Origin of the sequence: Aquiflexum gelatinilyticum (genome assembly GCF_024813435.1) — a bacterium.
GTDB classification, from domain to species: Bacteria; Bacteroidota; Bacteroidia; order Cytophagales; family Cyclobacteriaceae; genus Cognataquiflexum; species Cognataquiflexum gelatinilyticum.
On sequence record NZ_JANAEZ010000011.1, the window covers coordinates 43,647 to 65,567 of the forward strand.

The following is a 21,921-nucleotide window of genomic DNA, read 5'->3' on the forward strand; positions in this document are numbered from 1 at the left end:
TTTGGATTATCCCATTCTGATTGCATCAAGCTCTCCTAACCCTAGCGTTGGTTTTGATACGCTGCAATAGCTTCCTGTAGGACTTGGAATGCCTCTACTTTTTCACCTATTGATTTGATTTCTACTTGACCTTTTCCTTTGTAATTTTTAAACCAGATAGTCAAAATTTCAATCATCCCCGGATAATCAGCCTCTAGGTTTTCCATGGTGCGAACATTTTCTAGGTATCCTTTTGCCGGCAAAGCGACCAATTTGTCATCCAATTCGCCATTATCTAGCATTCTGATAATTCCAATGACACGACATTCTACGAGGCTTCCCCGGGTTAAGGGCGGTCCCAAAATCAGAATATCAAGGGGATCTCCATCTCCGCCTTTTGCCGGATCCTGCAGTGATTGGGGGACCATCCCATAGTTTCCTGGATACCCTAAGTAGTCCACTACCCGTCTGATTCCATCTATTTCGGGCAACTCAAGGTAACCGTTCTCCTTATTGACTTCCCACTTTTCCAAAGTTCCTGTCGGGATTTCGACCACCACATTGATTAGGGAATCTCCAACCATCGCAGGAAAACCGTGAAGAAAATGAACTGAATCCTTGATTGAATATTCCTCCTTTTGATGCGAAGGTTGAATAATTGGAACAGACCTTATTCCCCTTTCTTGGCAGGAGAATGATGCAAATAGTACAATGAAGCCAACAATACTCTTATTCATAATTCCTTCCAATAATATTGAAGGTGTAAAAGTAGTTTTTAAATAAATTAGTCATGATTAATTAATCGTTAAGACAATTGTTGGTGATCAATTTGATCTTGATTCATTGTGATTTTCAATTATGAGGCATTCCATCCAAATCAAAAAAATCTCCCCGGGTTCTATCCAAGGAATTTGATATCAAATCAAAATTTTCTGAATTCGCTTTAAGGTCAATGTACTTATCGACAATCCTCCGGTTTTTATAAATGATGAATGTGTTCGCTGTTTCAGGATTGATCTTGTTTAGGTTAGCCTCTGTTTTGGAATCACTGAAGGAGGGAACGAAAGTCAAAGCAGTCCTTTGAAGATTCAGTTCTCTGCCAATGGTTTCAAGTTCCTTTTCCCTTTTGGATTTGCTATATGCGTTTTCATTTCCATAGACGAAATAAGCTTTTAAGTATTTTTGTCTCGACATGCTCTGTAATTCTAAAAACCCAAGCCATTTTTTGATGTCGTCCCAATCAGGATTATTTCCCACGAAAAAAACGATCCCATGGTACCTTCCATACTTGCAGACTGGACAAGCCTGGCTTCCCTTATCCGGCCCATAGGCATGGAATGGGATAAAAGAGGGTTGGTCTTCGCCAATGTTTAATCCTGACTTTTTGTTCGAAACATCCTTTTGGGGATAATTGGGGATATTCAATCCAAGGATGATGTCATGTTCGGCGATCTGCAAATTGCCTTTCAAAAGTGCCCTTACGATTCCGCTTCCTGCCCGGTTTTCGGGTGGATATTTTTTCATATAGGGAATCAAAAGCGGATCATCATCAAAAACGACATCATCGGTATAGTACTCATTTTTGATATCAGATTCTTTGATTGAAAGGTGAATATGTGCAGGCAAATCCTCATTGGGATAAGGGGCAGGTCGGATCGTGTAGATGCTGTATTTTCCGTTTTCATCGGATTTTACCCAACCTTTAAGCCTTCCATGACTTTTTGCTTTTGGATCAGTTTCGGTGTCCGTGGCATAATATCCTTCGGTGTCGGTATGCCAATAATAGAGAATGATATTTGGAGCCGGAGTCTTTCCATCAGGTTCGAAAACAGTTCCTGTCAATAGAAGCTTTTGTACTTTTTCTTCGTACCAACCGGCGCTGGTGTCTGTTGCGTTTATTTCTTTTGGTATGCCGAAATACATCAATTCACAGCCATCACAACCTCCTCCGACCGGACCTTTTCTTTGAGATGGATTGGAAATGTTTTCAGTATTTTCTGTTTGGCCTTTGCAGCCAAAAGCAAAAAACACGAGTAACAACCAGGTTAGGGTTCCTTTTTTCATTTGATTTTTTTCTGTAAAAATCAGTCATTAAAAACCTGGTTTGCAAATCAAAAACGCCAACAGGAGGGAATTATAGCTTATCCTGAGTATGGATTTCAAGTTTGCTTTTGAAATCCTTTGCAAAATTCCTACTGAGTCTGAGCATCGTTCCATCATCCATTGTCACATCATAATCCCCGTTCTGTCGGGATTTATAGGATTGGACATGAGTTAGGTTTACAATTTCAGATTTGTGAATCCGGACAAAAAATCTGCGATCCAGTTTTTCAGAAAGGGATTTGAGTGTGATGTTGTAAAGGTGTTTTTTGTCTTTGTAATAGACATTGACATAAGGAGTATTCGCAGAAAAATAAAGCACTTCATTGGTTGGGATGTGGAGTTGCTTGTTTCCTTCCCTGACATTAAGACTGGTCAAAAAATCATTTGCTTCTTGACTAATTGAGTTGTTTTGACTTTGAAAATCCTTTATCCTTTCCATAAAAAAGGCATATAGGCCGATCGGTATGGTGTATAAAAGAAAAACTTTAAAGAAATGTTGGGATATGCCAAATTCAAAAGTCTGCCCAAACTCAAAGGTATGAGTATAAAACACGGACGAAATAAGCCATACCAATCCCGGAAAAGCAAAAAGGTGAATGATGATCGGAATGAGAACAATAAGTGCAAATCTTACTTTGGTTTTGTGGGTTTCCAGGAAACTCAGCTGTCCATACCAAAGCGGTAAGAAAATCCACCAATACGAACTGAACAACAAAGATTCCGAAATGTAAAAACCAGAGTTTTGGAATTTGGATTCCAGAAAATCAATAAGTACAGTAAGGAAAATACAGGTGAACAAAAACCCAAACAAGACAAATAGTTTCCTTTGGGAAAATCCAAATTGCTTATTTGTGAGGGTTTGGTCCATTCTATTTTCAAAAGATTATGAAGGAAATGATTGATTCTAATTCAATATCAAAAAATATCCAGTATCAAAAAATATCTGGTTAGACTTAAATTCAAATGATCCTAAATATAGTTTCGACAAGCTATTTTAACAATGGGATTTCAACTTCCCTCTTCCACATACCTTTTGAAATTATCAAGAATAGACTGACAAAAAGCCTCTTGAACATCGAGCGGAGTATGGTTTTCAGGTTCAAATGACTCTGTGACTTTGACGCCTTGCGGAGTCTCTTCGAAGTCCAATTTTGTTTTGCGGCCGTCAGCACCTACATGGCTGATTTCGTTGAAGGGGATGATGTTGTCATAAATACATTCGTAATCAAAACCATCACTCTTGTCTAGGGCTTCCATCTTCAGGTACAATTTCCCGCCAACCCGAAAGTCATTTTTGGCAATCGGTGTATGCCATTCATTGGAGATAATGTTCCAGTTCTTAATATGCACAGGATCGATCCAAAGCTCCCAAACTTTTTCGATCGGGGCATTGATGACAACTTCTCCTTTTAATACGCTTTTGAAATCTTCCATGGTTATTGAAAGGTTGACTTTTTGTTTCCGAAAATGTGAGTTATTGATTTCCTGAATATTCTCAATAAAAATTCAGCTAACCAATTTTAATATTTCTCGGCACAGAAAAAAACTCAACAGGTATAGATTCAAATCATGCTTTCATATTCCCCTCTTGTAATCGAATACCAAACACCTTCCATTCCTTCAAAATCCAATTCCTTTCTGTAAGTCATTCCTATTTTTTCCAGAACTTTGATGGAAGCCGTATTTCCAGACAATGCCCTTCCGACGATTTCATCGAGACCTTTTTGTCTGAAGCCGAAATGTAGGTTGGCCAAGGCGGTCTCAGTCGCATAGCCTTTGTTCCAATGGGATCGAAAAAATCTGTAGCCCAAATCATAATAATCCTGTTCCGGTGTATACTTAAGTCCGCACCAACCCAAAAAATCACCGGTCTTCTTTTCAATTACTGCAAGCCGTCCTACACCATATTTTTGGTATTGATCATATTCAGCAAGAAATCTTTTTGCTTCTTCGAAGGACTTGAATGGGTTGTCACCTGTGTATCTCATGACTTCAGGATCTAGATTGAGAGTATAAAAATCTTCCGCATCTGCGACTGTCAGATTTCGCAAGTAAGTCCTATCAGTTTCTAGTTCAATCCTCATTTTTTTGGGACATGGGTTTGACAAAAGTAAATGGTAATTTTATTGAACTAACACTGTTTTACTTTATTTTCATTCAACATAGTACCAAGGGATATTTAATAATCCTTTTTTTAAATCAATTTTTACTGTTTGCCCAATTTCTATATTCTCCCAATGAGATGAACTGACTGAAATTTCTTCTGGATCATAATGATGTCCCCAAGGTGTAACTTTAATATAGTAAGTGGTATGCCGTCTTCCTTTCGAAATTGTTTTATCAATCACTTTTGCTTCGAAAACCTGAGGTTCTGAGTTGTCGAAAACGCAATTCAATCCATATGCTGCAGAATAACTGTATAAAAAAATATTAAATATGAGGGAAGTATATATCCAGGCTCTGCTTTTTGTTGTCTTTTCAATTATTTTATGAGTAGCAAACAACAAGATTAGCATAATTATAAATGTGATTGTCCCGGGTATTATCAGGCTATACAAACTTTCAAATGTAAAGTCAATCAAAACGCGAATAAGAATGATTAATGCAGCGAAGTCTATGAAATCAGCGACATCATATTTATCTGAGCCATCACTATTTTTAGAGATTTCAACCAAACTGGAAATGCTTGGCCTTCCTGTAAATCCATTAAGAATTAGACCAACTATAGGAATTATTAGTAAAATTGAAAATAGGATTTCATAAGGTTTTGGGTAGACTAAAAACCAAATTCCAATCCCTAGGGTGAATTTTTCTAACCAATCGAGTTTATGGAATGTCAACTTTGATAAAGTCACTTTACTTCTAATTTCTTTTTTTTCTATTTTCTTCATATTTAGTTTCAATGGGAATTTATGTGACTTGCCTTTAGTTTCCTGCGATTTTTTTAAAATAAATTTTTCGTCAAATTTAATTTTTTTAATCACTTTATAAACTAACCCTTCCTCCTTTATTTTAGTAATGTTTCATTTCCTTTCCCCCATCCTCCACCGATCCCTTTCATTTTCCATTGGTAGATTTTGGAGTTTTTGGACTGTTATTTTAAAAGTCAATGCCCTATATTACAGCAGTATTGCATCCCGAAATAACATTTATGGACAGAAGAAAATCGCTTAAAATACTTGGAGGTACCGCTGTGGGTATCGCAGGGTTGGTTCTTGTGGACTGGAAATGGCAGCTCGTTGACCAATTGACACACAAAGGTTTTTTCTCTTTCAAGGAAGAGGAATTGATCACAGCCATTGCCGACACGATAATTCCTGCAGGTTTACCACCCAAAGTCCCTACCCCGGATGCCCAGCCCATAGGTGCCCTGAGCACAGGTACGGACAAGTACCTGATTAGACTTTTTGAGCATTGCTATGAAAAGAACGATCAGGATTTGATCAAAGCGCAGTTGGCTTCACTTGCGGAAAAGTCAAAATCCGAAATCGGAAAATCCTTTGACAAAGCAACCCAAGAAGAACGTGAAGGACTTCTACTCTCTTTTGCCTCATCCGAAAATGAGAAAGAGAAGAAGTTTTTTGACCTTATAAAATCACAGACCATTACAGGATTCACCACAGTCAAGGAGGTGATGGTAGATTACCGTGGCTACAAGATGGCTCCGGGCTATTTCCATGGATGCATCGATGTACCTTCCCAAGCTTAAACCCAATACGACATGTTACAGGATTCAAAAGATAAGCGCACCTATGATGCGATCGTGATAGGTTCAGGCGCCAGCGGAGGATGGGCAGCCAAAGAACTCACAGAAAAAGGATTGAAGACCCTTGTTCTCGAAAGAGGCAGGATGGTCCGGCACATAGAAGATTACCCCACCGCTTCCAAAGCACCTTGGGAGTTTGAGTTCCGCGGTGCGGTTCCTGTAGATAAGCGATCCGGAATCGGTGCGGCCAGGTGGGGGAGAGAAGAGACCATGCATTGGGCTTTGGCCGAAGATGAGCAGCCGATCATTGAAGAAAAACCATTCCGGTGGTTTCGTGGATACCATGTCGGAGGCAAGTCATTGCTTTGGGCCAGGGCAACACAACGTTGGTCTGATTACGATTTTGAAGGTCCTGCGCGGGATGGCTTTGCGGTGGATTGGCCGGTGAGATATAAAGACCTAGAGCCTTGGCTGGATTATGTAGAGACATTTGCAGGAATCGCAGGAGGCAGGGATGGATTGCCTGAGTTGCCGGATTCCATCGTGCAGCCGGGATTTGAGTTGAGTTGCATCGAGCAATATTATAAAGAACAGCTCAAGCAGAATTATGGCGACCGACACCTCATCCAGGGAAGGTGTGCACATCTTACAGATCCTCAGCAAATCCATAAAGAACAAGGACGGAATAAATGCCAAAACCAAGGCATGTGTAACCGAGGCTGTGTGTACGGAGGATATTTTTCTGCCAATGCTTCTACTTTACCTTGGGCAGAAAAGACCGGAAACCTGACCATTCGTCCTGATTCGGTAGTGGAATCCATCATCTATGACGAAGCAAAAGGAAAAGCTTCAGGCGTGAGAATCATTGACAGGAATACAGGGGAGGCAATGGAATTTTATGCGAAGATTATCTTTGTGAATGCCTCGACCATTGCGACCAATGCGATATTGCTCAACTCAAAATCTTCAAGATTTCCCAATGGTATCGGCAATGACAACGGTCTGATGGGCAAGTTTCTTGCCTGTCATAATTATCGAGGAAAAGGAAATGCGAGTTATGAGGGATTTGCCGACAAGGCCACTGATGGCAGGCATGCAGGACACGCTTATGTGCCGAGATTCAGGAATGTATTCCGTCAGGATACGGACTTTCTCCGTGGCTATTCTATCGGGATGGCAGGAGGAAGAGGTCTTGGTTCAGACACAAGTGGCATTGGTCACGATCTCCGTGACAACTTGCTCAACCAAAAATATGGTACCTGGCGCATGTCTGCTTGGATGCAGGGAGAAACAATTCCGATCGAAACCAATCATATCCGACTCAGCACAGAAGAGAAGGATAAATACGGTATTCCAAAGATTATCCTTTCGGTCGAATGGACTGAGAATGACGATAAGATGACAGCAGATTTCCTGCAGCAGCAACAGGAGATGTTCGAAAAAGCGGGTTTTACAGATATCAAAGTCGAAGACAGCAAAGCACCTCCGGGATCGGATATCCATGAAATGGGCGGTGTCCGAATGGGAAAAGATCCAAAAACTTCTCTTCTGAATGAATGGAATCAACTACATACCTGCAAAAATGTTTTTGTCTCTGACGGAGCGAGCTTTACGAGTACAAGTACTCAAAATCCTACGCTGATGTTTATGGCTTTCACTGCCCGAGCAGCAAACCATGCTGTGGAGGAATTGAATAAGGGGAATTTGTAAATAGGTGGGGATAAAACTTTCATATTAAAGAAAAGCATAAAATTGGTAGAGAATTGTCTCTTTATTTTATTGATTTAATAAGAAAAAAACCGTCAGTGATGAGGCTGACGGTTTTTGGGCTAGAAAGATTCGACAATCAGTATATGTCCTTTTCGTCTATCATTCTATTGATTGAGCTAGCTGCACTAACTTAACAAAAAGTAAATAATACCAAATAGAAATATGGCGCTGATACAGCTGCCACCTAATTTTTTGTTCAATATCCTGTGATCAAGCTTTTCAACAGGTTGTTCATGCTTTTTTAGGGGTTTTTGGATACAGATTTCTAACCTTTTTTATCAGATTGTATTAGTTGCGGAGGGAATATCGATATTTCTGAGGTTTTTTGTGGAAAACACCTCTCCTGATTTATCAGGAGAGGCGAATTGCAGATTAAAATTCTATTCTTCAGCAGGAACCTGATTTTTTGGTAGATTCCTCATCGTTCCGGTTTTTTCCCTGTGGTTTTCATTTTGAGCATTCACATTTGGATCCTCATGCCTTGGAAGCGACTTGTTTTCGTTTTGTTTTTCCAAATCTTTATTTTTTGAGGGATCAATCGTTTTGGAAGTAACTTTCAATTTACTTTCCTTTTCCTCATCAAGATCAAATTCCCGATCAGTTTTTCTTTCACCTCGGTCAGTAGGATTAAGGTCATTTCTACCTCTTTCTTGGTTTGTTCTCGGATTTGAATTTTTTCCATCCTGAGGATTGCGGTTTTCATTTTTCTGTTGGTTCATGAATTCATGGGTTTATGTTGATAAATAATTGATGATCAAATTTACATCACCCAAAAAATCAATGCATTACATGAATTATTAAAATAGATGCAAAATTCACGGCAATAGGAATCTCAATGAAAAATTCGGTAAGATAGGAGATTAAAAAAAAATGGTCTAGAAAGGAATCTTAGACCATTTATTTTTTTGGAAACAATTTATACCCATTCAATTCAGCAAGGGGAAAAACTGACCTTCCATTTTTCGTCCTTTTGCTATCACAGGCACACCTTTGAGTAATTCATCGTCTGTATTGGAGATAGTACCATCGGCAAAAACATTCAAAACAAAAGCCCTCCGGCTTCTTGGGGAGCGGTTTTCGTAGCTTCCATGCACCATCAGTGGATGGTGGAAAGTCCCATATCCGGCTTTGAGTTCGATGGCCACCGGTTTGAATGCAGCTTTTTGTTCTTCAGTCATAAACTCCATTAGCCCATCCATTTTGCCTGCAAGAGCTGGTTTTTCCAACAGACCCCATTTGTGGCTGCCGGGTATATAGTGGAGACAGCCGTTTTCGGTGGTCGCATCGTCGAGTCCACACCAACAGGTGAGGTGCTGCATCTTGATCGTTCGTGTCCAATAGGAATAATCTTGATGCCAAGCCACTACGCCTCCATGATGGGCAGGCTTACAGAATAATTGATCATGCCAAAACCGGACTTTTTGATTGTCAAGAAGCTGACTAGCTGCCATGACAAAAGCCGGATTCCAGATCACATCATGAAAAGCTTTAGAAATCCTCCAATGACCTAGGGAATGGAACAAGACAGTATTCGGATCGTCCGATTCATTGCTGTGGAATTCATGGAAAAGGTGGTGGAAAGGATGTTTTGGATCTGCGACTTCTTCAAGTTCCTTTTTGAGGATGTTGATCTGGTTTTCATCAAGGAGCTTGATGCCACTTAGGTATCCTTGCTCATGAAAAAAATCAACTTGTTCTTGGCTCAACCTGTACGGTTCCCACTCTTCCTGGGTTTTTGGATAGGGGAATAGTCCGGTGATAGGTTTGTGAATGAGAGATAAGTCTTGCATGTGATGGTTCTTTTGGGTATTAGCCTTGAAGTTAAGAGAAAGATGGGAAAATTGGAATATTCCAAAATTGAAAAATCAGAAAGTTGAAAGATTGGAATATTGTAATAATGAAAAGATAAGAGATGTTAATTCAAAAGGAATATTTGCACTCCTGAAAAAAGAAACATCCGTCATCTGACTTTACTACCTACTTCTCCAGTCTTTCAAGTCTTTCCAAAAGCGGGGGATGGCTGTAATTAAAAAATACATACCAAGGATGCGGGTTGATATTGCTAAGAGAATTTACAGAAAGGGTTTTCAGTGCTTCGGCCAAAGGCTTTCCATCATAGGTTTTCTTCGCAAATGCGTCGGCCTCGAATTCATTTTTGCGGCTTAGTAGGTTCATACCGATTCCAAGGATGGCGGATATGGGAGAAAATAGGATCGTAAATCCAATTATATTCAGGTGAATTGCCATTTCAGTTCCCCCCAGAGCAAGACTCATCTGTTCGCTATGGATAAACTGGGCCAAAATAAAAAGTAGGATGCCAACCTGTAGGACAGAAGTGACCATACTCCATAAAATGTGTTTCTTCTTATAATGGCCGATTTCATGAGCGAGGACTGCCACCAATTCATCAGGAGTATGTTGTTCGATCAGGGTATCAAAAAGGACTACCTTTTTTCTCTTTCCAAAGCCTGAAAAAAAAGCGTTGGCTTTGGCTGAGCGTTTGCTGCCATCCATAACAAGGATATTGTCCAGAGGGAAGTCTACTGACCTTGCATACCTGACAATACTGTTTTTAAGTTCACCTTCTTCCAAAGGGGTAAGTTTATTAAAAAGTGGAAGAAACCATGCGGTATAAAACATATTGACTACTACCATAAAAATTCCCGAGACGAGCCAGAATTGCCACCAAAAGTCCTTTCCCATCTGATGGATCAGCCATAAAAGTGTCCCAAGCAATAGTCCCCCAATTACGATAGAAATGATGTATCCCTTTATTTTGTCAGAGAAATAGGTCTTTTTGGTGGATTTGTTGAATCCGAATTTTTCTTCAATGACAAAAGTCTGGTAATAATCGAAAGGAATGGAAATAATATCGGAACCGATAAACACTACTGCAAAATAAACCAGAGAAAGTAGGATCGGGTGGGTGATGTGTCCTTTTAGGAAAATATCCAGCCAACCAAAAACCCCGAAATAAATGAAGGCAATTGTCAGGATAAATACTGTGGTACTTGTCAAAAGGCCAAATCTAAAATTTGCCCATTGATAGGATTTGGATTCCAGAAGTTTTTGTTGACTGATGTATTGGTCTAGCGTTTTTGGGATCGTGGGTACCGGTCTTTTGATATTTAGGTAGCTGAGAGATTTTTCTGCAAAAAACCCCAAAATAAGAATCAACAAAAGAAGGTACTTGATATCCTCACTCTCCATCAGCCTAGAACTTTGGACAAGGAAGAAGGGTATCTCTTTTTCGTGTTCTTGCTTGGTTTTTGTCAGCCAAAAGGAACGAAATGCTGACTTCATGGGCACCTCCGGATTGGATCCCAAGTTGGGAAACTGTGTAATCAAAACTATAACCCATGCTCATCCCTGTGGGTAAATTAAACCCGATCATCATCACGATGGCATCACGGTTGTTTTGGTTTTCCACTGGTTTGTAAGGAAGTCCCCTATACCAGATTCCAAGATTTAGGGGTTCCATGTGGAGGTAAGCACCAATATCAAGTTGTTCAAAAGGACCTTGACGCTTATAATTCAAGGTAGGAAGCAGGTACCTTTGTTTTCTTTGGTGTGTAAAATCAGAACGGTAACTTCCTGAACCTAATGAAATTCTATACCCTGTATGGATGGAAAATTTAGCAGGCAATGGGCTAACTCCGTCAAGGAAAGACTGATTAGGTTCATTGACGTGATGGGCAGAAAGACCAAACCAGAATTTGTCAGTAAAGAAAAGTCCACCAAAAGAGAGGGATAAAAGATTTACAGGTTCACCGGACCCGGGAAGGTCTGTACTTGGTAGAGTAGGACCTAAGGGGTCAGCAGGATTGATCTGATTGGCAAAAATAAGGTTTTCAAAAAAACCGATATCCCTTCTGATGTAGGAAGCTTGTACTCCAGGACGGAAATAGGCATTTTCACCGACCCTGAGCTCATATGAATATAAACCCGAAACAGTTGTTGACCGTAATTTTGCGCCACCTTCAACATCATTCATAACCATAAATCCAATTCCACTGTTGTAATCATCCAGGTAGGTGTCATAGTAAGCAGAGAAGGTGGTAAACTGTGCCTGTAACCCTGGCCATTGATTTCTATAGTTTGCACCGATACGTGGCAACATTTCAGACCCTGTAAAGGCAGGATTGAGATAAAGAGGCGCAGCATAGTACTGACTAAATTGCGGGTCCTGCGCCTGCAAAGTCATAGTTCCCATAAAAATCGAGGAAACAAAAAAAAGACGGAGTATTAAAGACCTTTGCAAGTAGTAATTCGTTATGTTAGCAATTAGATTCACCTTTGCAACGTCGAAAACGTTTTGTTGTTTTAAACGCAACGTGTAAATTATGAAAAGCCTAAGTAATTCCATAAAAATTTTCCTTTTTTTTAGTGCGTTAATATTTTTAAACAATGCATTAAATACTGCACCCCTTCATGCCCAAGGTTTTAACAATAACGAATGGATCTTTGGTGACTGCGGGACAGGCCAAAACAACATTCTTTCATTTGGAAAAGGAGAAGATCCAATAGTAAGGAATCTTCCAAGCGGGGTGATTATAGGACAAAATAACAACGCAGTAGCCATCGATCCAATTTCTGGCAACATTATTTTTTACAGCAACGGTGTTTTGGTCTATGACGCCAACAATCAAATACTTGAAGGTGTAGCTCCAGGTATAGACGGAAACATCAATGGACTGCAGGATTTGGCCATTGGAGTGTTGAATTATGATCCTGCTGGAGATAAACTGTATTACATTTTTTATAAAAATTCTTCAGGGGATTTACAGTACTCCCTTATTGATATGAATGCTCCTGGGCAAGCGGTAGGCAATGAGCCTCCTTTGGGAGAAATCATAGAGAAGGACCAAGTAATTGTAGGTGCAGTTTCCGGACCAATCATGGTGGTGAAAACACCTCAATCTCCCTCATACCTGCTAAGTATCGAAGGTGGTACGATAGTTTCAAGAAGAATAGGTGCAAACCCCGGTGAATTTATCCTCAATACAAATGCTGCGATTCCATTCACTCCAAAGTTTATGGTTTTCGATGAAGCTTCCCAAAAAATCATTTTGATTCCTGAAGACCCAAGTGCGAATATTGTCGTTTTAGACTTTGATGTGGCAACGGGCTCTTTTGGAGTTTTGGAGCCGATTTCCCAATCAAGTAGTGGCGCTGATTTTGGAGGAGCTGCCTTTTCCCCTGATGGTGATTTTATTTATTTTTCCCGAGGTGATGAGTTGCTTCGGGTTCCATTGAGTGATCTGACTGCAACTCCTGAGGTAATTCCCTTTGAAAATGACGTTTTTCAGATCTATGATGTAAAAACAGGACCTGATGGCAGACTTTATTACATATATGAAGAAGTAGCTGGTGGTCCTCAATTGATCGGTCGTGTTGAAAATCCTGATGTGGTTGACCTTACTGAAATCGAATTGGAAGAAGATCCATTTAATGGAACAGATTTTTGTGGAAGGATTTTTCCACAGTTTGCTCCAAATCAAAACATCAATGCAACAGTAGATTTTGAATGGAATCCTGAAGAACCCTGCTCTAACAATCCGGTACAGTTGACAAGTTTGATTACACCCGAAAATTTTCGCCCTGTAAGCTTTGAATGGACTTTTAATCCGCCATTAACAGATGAAGATGGTGCTCCGGTTGATATCGATTTTACCCAAGAGCATTTGTTGATTCCTGAGGAAGCTACTTCCAACGAGAGCATTGATGTTACCTTGACAGTAACTTTTGCTGACGGAACCACACAAACAGTAAACAAAACCATCACATTGTTGCCTAATGAATTGCAGGTTCAATTCAGCGCGCAAGACACCACGGTTTGTGAGGGGGCCTGCGTAGATATTGGCTCAATGCTAGAAGTCCAGGCGGGTGACGACCAAGGCGGCGGTGGAGGCGGCGGTGGAACTTATGAATATTTTTGGTCCAATATCCGGGAATGGAGACCAACCAAAGACAATTGTGTTGATTTGCCAGGATTGTATTGGGTTTTAGTGAGGGAACCGGGTTCTGAATGCTATGCCTATGGCAGTGTTAGAGTTAGGATCTGGGATTTAAATGACCAAAGCAATAACATTTGGTATTTTGGAGATGGTGCCGGATTGGATTTTAATCCTGATCCCAACAATCCCAATGGACCCACACCGAGAGCGGTCAGCCACAATCAAAACATTCCTGCCGGTACCACTACGATATCAGATGAAACTGGTCAGGTCTTGTTCTTTACTGATGGGGAAACAGTTTGGGACCTGAATGGGAATGTCATGGAAAACGGAGACAGCATCGGTGGAAGTAACCTTTCTTCCCAAAGTGTGTTGGCTGTTCCTGTTCCACAAGATGAAACAATATTTTATCTCTTTACCACCCAAACTGCAGCAGATGGAAGTAATCAGGTTAAATTTTCAGTTGTAGATATCAAAGTCGAAAATCCGAACGGGGTCGGAAATGTAGTCAGTAAGGACAATTTCCTTTTCAGTCCAAGCACAGAGCATTCAGCTGCATTGGCAGCGGGAGATACCACATGGGTGTTGTTCCACGAACTTGGCAATAATACATTCAGGGCATATCCTGTTTCAATATTTGGGATAGGTAGCCCGGTATTTTCATCTGTTGGATCCAATCATGGATTTAATACAGGTGTAGGTACGATGAAATTCAGCCCTGATGGGACGAAAGTTGCTGTTACTATTCAGGATGGGGCTTGTAGCAGATTGGAAATTTTTGATTTTGATCCTGAAACCGGAGAGATGACGGAGTATGCTTTGTTGGATTTGGGATGTAACGGAGAGGATATATATGGAATGGAATTTTCTCCAGATGGCAGCCGTGCTTATGTCTCATATACTGGGGGAGGAGGAAAAGTTGAGGAGTTTTTGATCCAGGCTCCGGAGCAAACCGGTACTACGCCTTTAGCCTGCGCAACCTGTTTTGAAAATGCCACAACAAGGCCTCAAAGAGAAGCATGTATTTTGAATTCTTCAGTAAGGGGAGTATTAAGCACATCGGGGCCATTTGGAGCCTTGCAAATCGGCCCGGATGGACAAATCTATGTGGCCCGACCTGGTCAGAATATGCTTGGATCCATCAATTCAGGCACGGATTGTAATGTGAGTATTTACAATGAAATGGGTTCACCTCCATTGACAGGCACGAGTAACCTTGGTTTGCCTTCTTTTGTGCAGCAGTCTGGAAGCAGCATTCCAGATCCTTTACTCTCCGGAACCCCGCAATTATGTCTTGATCCTCAAAATGGAGTGATTGGACAGTTCCAAGGTGCTGGCGAACCTGATATTGACAGTTATTTCTGGACAATCACACACGAGGACGGTACCGTTGAACTCAATAACTTTGGGGGACCTGGTGAGCAGTTTCAGATTTATGAGCATCAATTTTCACGACCGGGTCTGTATACAGTTGACCTAAGGGTAGACCGCTGTGGAGATCCTGATTTTTATGAAGGAAGGCTTGAAGTTTTGGTGATTGCTCCTCCTGCACTTACATTGCCCGAGGCTGTTACTTTGTGTTTGGGAACTCCTATAAGTCTTACTGCCATTGATGGTTATGACCCTTCTGAAGGGCTTTATGATTTCGAATGGAGAAATGCAGCGGGACAATTGTTTGGTGACCAAAACTCCAATACTATCATTGTCAATGAAGAAAGTATTTTCACAGTAACGGTATCCCATAGACCGGGTGCGGGTGTAGATCCGGCCTTTTTTGACCCATGTCCTTCGGAAGCTTCTGTTTTTGTAGGCCCCGCTTTTGAATTTGACCTGACGCAATCAGCTGATCAGGTTTGTTATGATGAAAATCTTGTTGTATTCGCACCTAATACCCCTATTTCCGGAGAATGGTTTTATCAGGTTCAGGGAACCGTAAACAGAGTACCTTTAGGAGAGTTTTTTGAATTGAATTTGGTGCCAAATACCCTACCTTCTCCAGGTGTTTATGATATAATATTTGTTACGGAAGACCCTATCCTGGCAGGTTGTATTATTGAAAAGCAATTGGAGCTGATAGTATTTCCGATACCGGTTTTTGAGGTGGTGGTTTTGACACAAGCAGATGACTGTGCAGCTGCCAATGGTAGTTTTGAAATTACCATGTTAGCGGATGCCGATGAAGTAAGGATTGTCGAAACAGGTCAAACATTTACCAATGTAGTTTCCGGAGATGTGTTGCCTGTTGTGACAGGACTGGAACCGGGGGTGTATACAATAGTGGCGACAAGTGATTCGGGTTGTGAATTTTTACTACCCGTAGTGGTTCAAAATTTGAATCCTCCGGTTGGTATTTCTGATTTTGAAATCACTGCTAATCCTGAAACCTGTACCGCAACAGGGGTTGACTTTGGATCAATGGATATAGTGTTTAATCTTGGCCCTCAGTCAGGATCTTATCAATTGATCAGACAAGAAGATGGCCAGGAGTTTACGGGCACATTTACTGCTACTGATTCCATCAATGTCCCACTCCCTGATGGAACGTATAATTTGACTCTGATTGATATTGTAGATTGTGCTTTTCCCGATCCTGTTTCTTATATAATTGACAATGCCGAACAGGTTGTATTCTCAGTCCCTACCAATGTGACTGCCTGTGGTTTGTATATTTTAGAACCTCAATCTCAGATAGCACTTAATTATGAAGTAAGGGGACCAAACGGGCAATTGATCAATCCTGATCAAGATGGAGGATATTTGTTTGAATTTACCGGTGTGTACACCGTCAGAGGATTTGACCCCAATGGGGTTTTGTGTCCAAGTGAGTTGAGTTTAATAGAAGTGGTCATTAACAGTCCTATAGATTTCTCTTTGAGCGACCCTATAGTAGACTGCGATTTGGGAGTATCCTATGAAGCTGTACTTTTTGGGTTTAATCCCAATAATGCGAATTTCTATTGGAGAAATGTAGCCGGGGATATTGTAGGTCGAAATCAGGTGTTTTTCCCGCCAAGTCCAGGAACATATACTTTAGAGGTTCAACCAAGAAGTGGAGGTTTATGTCCGGAGAGAGCCATAGAATTTGAAGTAGATGAATTTTTAGAGGATTTGGAAATCAACTTGGTAGCTCAACAGTTTTGTGCTGGAGACACCTTTGCCAACATTACGGTTGAGGCTGATTTTACCAATGTCTCCGAAACACTTTGGTTTAGTGTCGTGGGTTCTGTGAGGACGCCACTCCCTGACTTGACAGGACAGCAAACTGTTACTGTTTTTGATGTCGGGGTTTTTGAAGTTGCTTTAATTAGCGATTTAGGTTGTGAGTTGGCTAGGGAACAAGTGCAGATTTCCAGGTCGGTAATAGTTCCTCCCGTATTGGCCCCAAGCTATACGATCTGTGCAATAGAAAATGTGACAGTTCAGCTTAACCCCGGGGTTTATGATTTTTATTCATGGAAACTTGAAGGAAATGAAGTTTCTACTGATCCTGTTTTTGTACCTACTTTACCGGGAAATTATCTGCTAACCGTTTCTGATAACTTGGGTTGCGAGTATACAGTAAGCTTTGAAGTTCTAGAAGATTGTGCCTTGAGGGTAATATTTCCTGACGCCATGGTGCCAAGCAATCCCGATAGGAACTTTTTGGTTTATACCAATGATTTTGTAGATGAATTGGAAGTTTTCATCTTCAACAGATGGGGGGAATTGATTTTCTATTGCGAACAGAAAAACATAAGTGCAGATACATTTGTTTGCAGTTGGGATGGGACAGTGAACGGAACCTATGTCCCAATTGGCGTTTATCCTGTTGTAGTCAATTTTAAAAGCAACAACCAAAACGTTACCAACAAAATCACAAAGTCCATTTTAGTAATTGAATAAATATTAAAAACAAGCATGATTACCCTTATTTCACCCGCAAAAACACTTGATTTAAGTACCTCAGAATTACCTTTATTTTCATTGCCTGATTTCCAAAAGGAAACTTTTGAATTGGTTAGATTAATGAAAAGAAAATCCCTTTCAGACCTTCAGAATTTGATGGGGATAAGCGAAAACCTCGCAGTTTTGAATAAGCAGCGATTTGTTGATTTTCAAAATGAATTTGAAATGCATAACTCGAAACAAGCGCTATTGGCATTCAAAGGCGATGTCTATATGCAAATTGATGTGGATAATTTTTCGGAAGAGGATTTTCAGTTTACCCAAGAAAATTTGCGAATTCTTTCAGGTTTGTATGGATTGCTAAAACCATTGGATTTGATTCAGCCATATCGTTTGGAGATGGGGGTCAGGCTTGAGAATAAGAAAGGTAAAAACCTATATGAGTTTTGGGGGACCCGGATTGCAAAGGCTATCAATGAAACAGCAAAAGGAGAAGCATTGGTGAATCTTGCATCACAGGAATATTTCAAAGCGGTGGACCAAAAATTCTTGAAAATGAAAGTAATCACTCCTATTTTTCAAGAATATCGGAACGGGAAATATGAGGTCATTGGATTGTTTGCAAAAAAAGCGCGTGGAATGATGGTTAATCATATCATAAAAAATAGAATTAATGACCCCGAATTGCTCAAAACGTTCAATGAATCAAATTACGAATGGGCAGGAGAGGATGCTGAGGGAAATTGGAGATTTGTAAGATAATTACTTTGAAATCATACAAATATTTTTATTCAAACTTGATTTTAAAAAACACTTTCAAATTATAAACCATACGAATAAATGTTTTTTATATTTAAATAAATGTATTTTAAATACAAAAATATTTTTTTCTATAATTAAAATACTGTAGATTTGGGTCAAGGTTTCTTTTGAATCTTTACTCTATCTCGCAAATGAAAAGTTTAAAAAATCACCTCATAGCAATTCTATTGCTTTTTTTGTCGGTGCAATCGGGAATTGCCTCTTTAGAATCAGATTTGGATCATAAAAATCCGGCAGAAGTTTCTGCTATTTTACCGGGTACGATCAGCGATTTTGGAATAACAGGACCTGAAGAATTGTGTCTTTATTATGGAAGTATAATTGGGGAATTTTTTGGTGGAGGTTTGGCCTCAGATGTATTTCGATGGAAAATAGTCAGAACTGACGGAAGTGTTTTAATTGAAAGAGAAGGTGGGTTTCAATCTTTCAGTTATACCTTTTCAGAACAAGGAGAATTTGAAATCCAATTAACCATAAGAAGAGGGGTAGAAGAAGTATATTCCGGAACAAAAAATATTATCATCAACAAAGGAGCGGATTTAGTCATACAAAATTCATATCTGCTATGTAATGATGGTACAGCCACTCTGACATTATTGGATCCAAATACTCCTAAACTCAGTTCTTACCAAATAAAATGGTATGATGGCAAAGGACAAATTGTCGGAACAGGTAACAGTATCCAAGTCAATAAAGAGGATAAGTATAGTGTTGAATTTTTTACCCTGAATGAAATAGGAGGGCAAGTTTGTCCATTTTCAATTACTACCTACGTCTATAAACCCAAGGAGTACCAATTGTCCATTAGTACGGATCAGGTCTGCGAAGGATCCCAATCTACAATTGTGTCTGCAGGAAATTCGGTTTTCGGATCTTGGTTTTTTCAAAAAGAAGGTACTGATGAAAAAGTGTTTCTTGGAAATGGTAACAAATGGCAGATTGTTGGAGGTAGAGATTTGCAGGGACCCGGGTTATATAAGATAATTTTTGAAGTAGATAACAGCGCTTCCGAATATTGTAAAACTGAAGATTTTGTAAATTTCACTGTAAACCAACATAGCAATTTCAATATTAGCTTTGAAAAGGGTTCAGAAAATTGTGGCTCCAACGACGGGATTTTGGAAATAGTTGCTTTGACTGACTTGGATATCTTGAGGGTAAGAAGAGATGGAATTGTTTTTGCCACATTCCGAAACCTTACCGAAGGAGAAGTAATTAAAATCCCAGGATTGTCACCAGGTTTATATGCAGCTTCAGGTGCCTTGAATGGATGTTCAAGATCAAAAGGTGCTATTTTGCCGCTAACCAATCCCCCATCCAACCTTGAATACACTGTAAAAGAAGTGGTTGGAGAAACCTGTGATATTTCAGGAAAAATTGATGGTCAAATCTACATCAAAATGCTTGAGGCAAATTTCTCGGGGACCTACAGACTTTTGACAACAACAGGTGGGGTAGTGAAAAAGGGAGATTTAATTGATGTGGAAGAATTTTCCATTTTAGCCCCTGCAGGGAATTATTTTGTCGAAATCAGTGAAGCCACAGGATGCGTTAATCCAAAAACTGAGAGAATTGTAATCGGTAGCAAACCTCAGGTTAGCTATTCTATACCTGATAGACTGAATGTTTGCGGGTATTTTGATTTAACCCCGACTACAAATCAAAATCTGTCATTTACTTTGACTTACCCTGACAATTCTAAGGTGACAAAAACCAAAGACGAGGCTTTTAGAATTGACCAATCAGGAGAATACATTTTATTGGGATTTGAAAGCGATTCTCAGGGAGGATTGTGTCCCAAAGAAACAACGCTGTTTGTGACTGTTTCCAATCCTATCGAATATCAACCTGAATTGATTTCAAGAGATTGTTTTGGTAACAAGCAGTATGTTGCCAATCTTTTTGGCGCTGATCCAAGCAGGTTTAATATTACTTGGTTCAATGAAAAAAATGAAATAGTCGGAACAGAAGAGTTTTTATTCCCAACTTCTTTTGGAGAATTTAAACTTGAAGTGCAGCCTAAAAACTCAGAGGCATGCCCAACACCTCCAAAATCCTTCATAATCGATCGTGAAATTTTAGAAGTGGAGTTATCTCTTCAATCTACAGCACTTTGCCCGGGGGGAATTTCCGAGATTACTCTTTCAACAGATCAAGAGTCAGTTGAAACCATTTCTTGGTTGTACATAGATTTATTGGGGAACCTATCGGTTTTGGAACAATTCGAAAATGAAACCCGGATTTCTGTCAGCAGTCCTGGAAACTATGAGGCAGTCGTATTCAATGATTTGTCCTGTGAAATCGGCAGAGCTCTTGTCAGCATAAAAGAAAGTGAGAATTTGGCATTCTTTGAAGTACCTGAACAGCTGGTTGTCTGTGAAACTTTTGAACTTATTCCGATTACGGATTTGGATTTAAAATTCACAGTTATCAATCCAGATGGAACTTCAAATACTTTTGGGAAAGGCGAGAATTTCTTGATATCAGAAAATGGAGAGTATTCCATTACAGGAGAAAGTGCTGACAGCAATATTGCCTTGTGTACTGTCACAAAAAAAATACAGGTAGTAAAGAATGCTTCAGTGGATTTTGAGCCCGAGATTTTTGAACAAAACTGTGAAGGAAAACTTGTTTATTCAGCCAACTTGTTTGGCAAACCAACTGCTGAGGTTGATATTTTTTGGTACAATGAAGTTGGTGAGTTGGTCGGAACCGAAGAATTCTTGAGTCCACAGAGTTTCGGTATTTTTGAGTTGGAGGTAAGACCAAAGGGAAGTTTTGCATGTCCTGAACCCAACAAAAAGGAATTTGAAATAAGTAAGCCAATACTTGCATTGGAAGGCAAGCTTGTATCCTCGCCTTACTGTCCGGACACAGAAAGTGTTTCCATTACATTAGAAGCTAATCTTTCTCCTTCAATCATTATAAATTGGTTTTTTACAGATTTCAATGGGAATAGAATCTCATTGGTAAATTTTTTAAACCAGAATGAAATCGTGGTTTCTCAAGAAGGTACATATGAGGTGGAGATGAGAAACCATCTGGGTTGTCTTTTGGGAAGTGACTTAATCCTCCTCATGAAAAGTATGGATGAAAATAGACCTCAGGTCGAGGAAAATTATATCATCTGTCCGTCATTGGGAAATGTCGTTTCTATCAATCCGGGTTCTTTCTTAAAGTATGAATGGTTTTTGAACGGAGTTTTGGTGAATGACCAACCTACATTTTCACCTTCAGAGAAAGGAAGTTACAAATTGACCGTGACGAGTTTTGAAGGCTGTTTATTTACAACTTCCTTTGAAGTAAAGGAAGAATGTGTTTTTCAAGTCAGACATACCACCGGAATGAGCACAAAGGATGTTTCAAGGCCATTTAAGGTTTATTCCAATTCTTTGGTTGATCAAATTGAGGTTTATATCTTTAATAATTGGGGTCAGATGGTTTTCCATTGTACCAAGCAAAATTTTGATGCTGGAATGGACTCTTGCGAATGGAATGGAGAATTCAATGGACAGTCAATTCAGCCCGGGAATTATTCCGTCAAGATTATTTATAAAAATAATTTTGAAAATATTTCTAAATCCATAATTAGCTCAGTTACGGTTGTTGATTGACCCATTCAGGATTTTGGGTGTTTGATTTTGAAGGTTGGATGGATTTTTTTGTCATACAAACAATTTTAAATTTAAAGATCTAGGT

The 21,921-nt window shown here is 39.8% G+C and carries 15 protein-coding genes; 5 read left to right on the forward strand and 10 right to left on the reverse strand.

Features of this window, described 5'->3' with window-relative positions; genetic code table 11:
• Positions 1-41 precede the first annotated feature (41 nt).
• The 6 genes from NK987_RS19245 to NK987_RS19270 form a co-directional block, all read right to left on the reverse strand.
• Positions 42-716, reverse strand: coding sequence for an inorganic diphosphatase (locus NK987_RS19245; protein WP_259265180.1), 675 nt, complete (start codon positions 714-716; stop codon positions 42-44).
• 115 nt (positions 717-831) lie between these two features.
• Complete coding sequence (locus tag NK987_RS19250) at positions 832-2,043, reverse strand: dioxygenase family protein (RefSeq protein WP_259265181.1); 1,212 nt, start codon at positions 2,041-2,043, stop codon at positions 832-834.
• A 70-nt stretch (positions 2,044-2,113) separates the two neighbouring features.
• Positions 2,114-2,950: a LytR/AlgR family response regulator transcription factor gene (locus tag NK987_RS19255; RefSeq protein WP_259265182.1), complete on the reverse strand. Its 837-nt coding sequence runs from the start codon at positions 2,948-2,950 to the stop codon at positions 2,114-2,116.
• A gap of 140 nt (positions 2,951-3,090) precedes the next feature.
• Positions 3,091-3,516, reverse strand: coding sequence for an SRPBCC domain-containing protein (locus tag NK987_RS19260; RefSeq protein ID WP_258424404.1), 426 nt, complete (start codon positions 3,514-3,516; stop codon positions 3,091-3,093).
• A 128-nt stretch (positions 3,517-3,644) separates the two neighbouring features.
• Positions 3,645-4,166 carry a GNAT family N-acetyltransferase gene (locus NK987_RS19265; protein ID WP_258424403.1) on the reverse strand — a complete coding sequence of 174 codons (522 nt, stop codon included), beginning with the start codon at positions 4,164-4,166 and terminating at the stop codon, positions 3,645-3,647.
• 69 nt (positions 4,167-4,235) lie between these two features.
• Entirely contained in the window at positions 4,236-4,973 is a 738-nt protein-coding gene (locus NK987_RS19270) for a hypothetical protein (RefSeq protein WP_258424402.1), read from the reverse strand.
• A gap of 218 nt (positions 4,974-5,191) precedes the next feature.
• Here NK987_RS19270 and NK987_RS19275 point away from each other — a divergent pair, with 218 nt between their 5' ends.
• Positions 5,192-5,791: a gluconate 2-dehydrogenase subunit 3 family protein gene (locus NK987_RS19275; protein ID WP_259265183.1), complete on the forward strand. Its 600-nt coding sequence runs from the start codon at positions 5,192-5,194 to the stop codon at positions 5,789-5,791.
• A 12-nt stretch (positions 5,792-5,803) separates the two neighbouring features.
• Positions 5,804-7,498, forward strand: a complete 1,695-nt coding sequence (locus NK987_RS19280) for a GMC oxidoreductase (RefSeq protein WP_259265184.1) — start codon at positions 5,804-5,806, stop codon at positions 7,496-7,498.
• Between the two features lie 440 nt (positions 7,499-7,938).
• On the opposite strand, the gene NK987_RS19285 is transcribed toward NK987_RS19280, so the two are convergent.
• The 4 genes from NK987_RS19285 to NK987_RS19300 all read right to left on the reverse strand — a co-directional run bounded on the left by NK987_RS19285 (position 7,939) and on the right by NK987_RS19300 (position 11,771).
• Positions 7,939-8,277 (reverse strand): hypothetical protein, encoded by a 339-nt coding sequence (locus NK987_RS19285; RefSeq protein ID WP_258424399.1) that lies wholly within the window; start codon positions 8,275-8,277, stop codon positions 7,939-7,941.
• Positions 8,278-8,484: 207 nt separating this feature from the next.
• Positions 8,485-9,348, reverse strand: a complete 864-nt coding sequence (locus tag NK987_RS19290; RefSeq protein ID WP_258424398.1) for a phytanoyl-CoA dioxygenase family protein — start codon at positions 9,346-9,348, stop codon at positions 8,485-8,487.
• A 187-nt stretch (positions 9,349-9,535) separates the two neighbouring features.
• Positions 9,536-10,768: a M48 family metallopeptidase gene (locus NK987_RS19295; RefSeq protein WP_259265251.1), complete on the reverse strand. Its 1,233-nt coding sequence runs from the start codon at positions 10,766-10,768 to the stop codon at positions 9,536-9,538.
• A 4-nt stretch (positions 10,769-10,772) separates the two neighbouring features.
• A complete protein-coding gene (locus NK987_RS19300) occupies positions 10,773-11,771 on the reverse strand; it encodes a PorP/SprF family type IX secretion system membrane protein (RefSeq protein WP_258424397.1) in 999 nt (332 codons plus the stop codon).
• Positions 11,772-11,901: 130 nt separating this feature from the next.
• On the opposite strand from NK987_RS19300, the gene NK987_RS19305 reads away from it, so the two are divergent.
• From NK987_RS19305 to NK987_RS19315, 3 genes are all read left to right on the forward strand, one after another.
• Positions 11,902-17,397, forward strand: coding sequence for a gliding motility-associated C-terminal domain-containing protein (locus NK987_RS19305; protein ID WP_259265185.1), 5,496 nt, complete (start codon positions 11,902-11,904; stop codon positions 17,395-17,397).
• A 15-nt stretch (positions 17,398-17,412) separates the two neighbouring features.
• On the forward strand, positions 17,413-18,162 hold the full coding sequence (gene yaaA / locus NK987_RS19310) for a peroxide stress protein YaaA (RefSeq protein WP_258424395.1): 750 nt from the start codon (positions 17,413-17,415) through the stop codon (positions 18,160-18,162).
• A gap of 191 nt (positions 18,163-18,353) precedes the next feature.
• Complete coding sequence (locus NK987_RS19315; RefSeq protein ID WP_259265186.1) at positions 18,354-21,836, forward strand: gliding motility-associated C-terminal domain-containing protein; 3,483 nt, start codon at positions 18,354-18,356, stop codon at positions 21,834-21,836.
• Positions 21,837-21,921 lie beyond the last annotated feature (85 nt).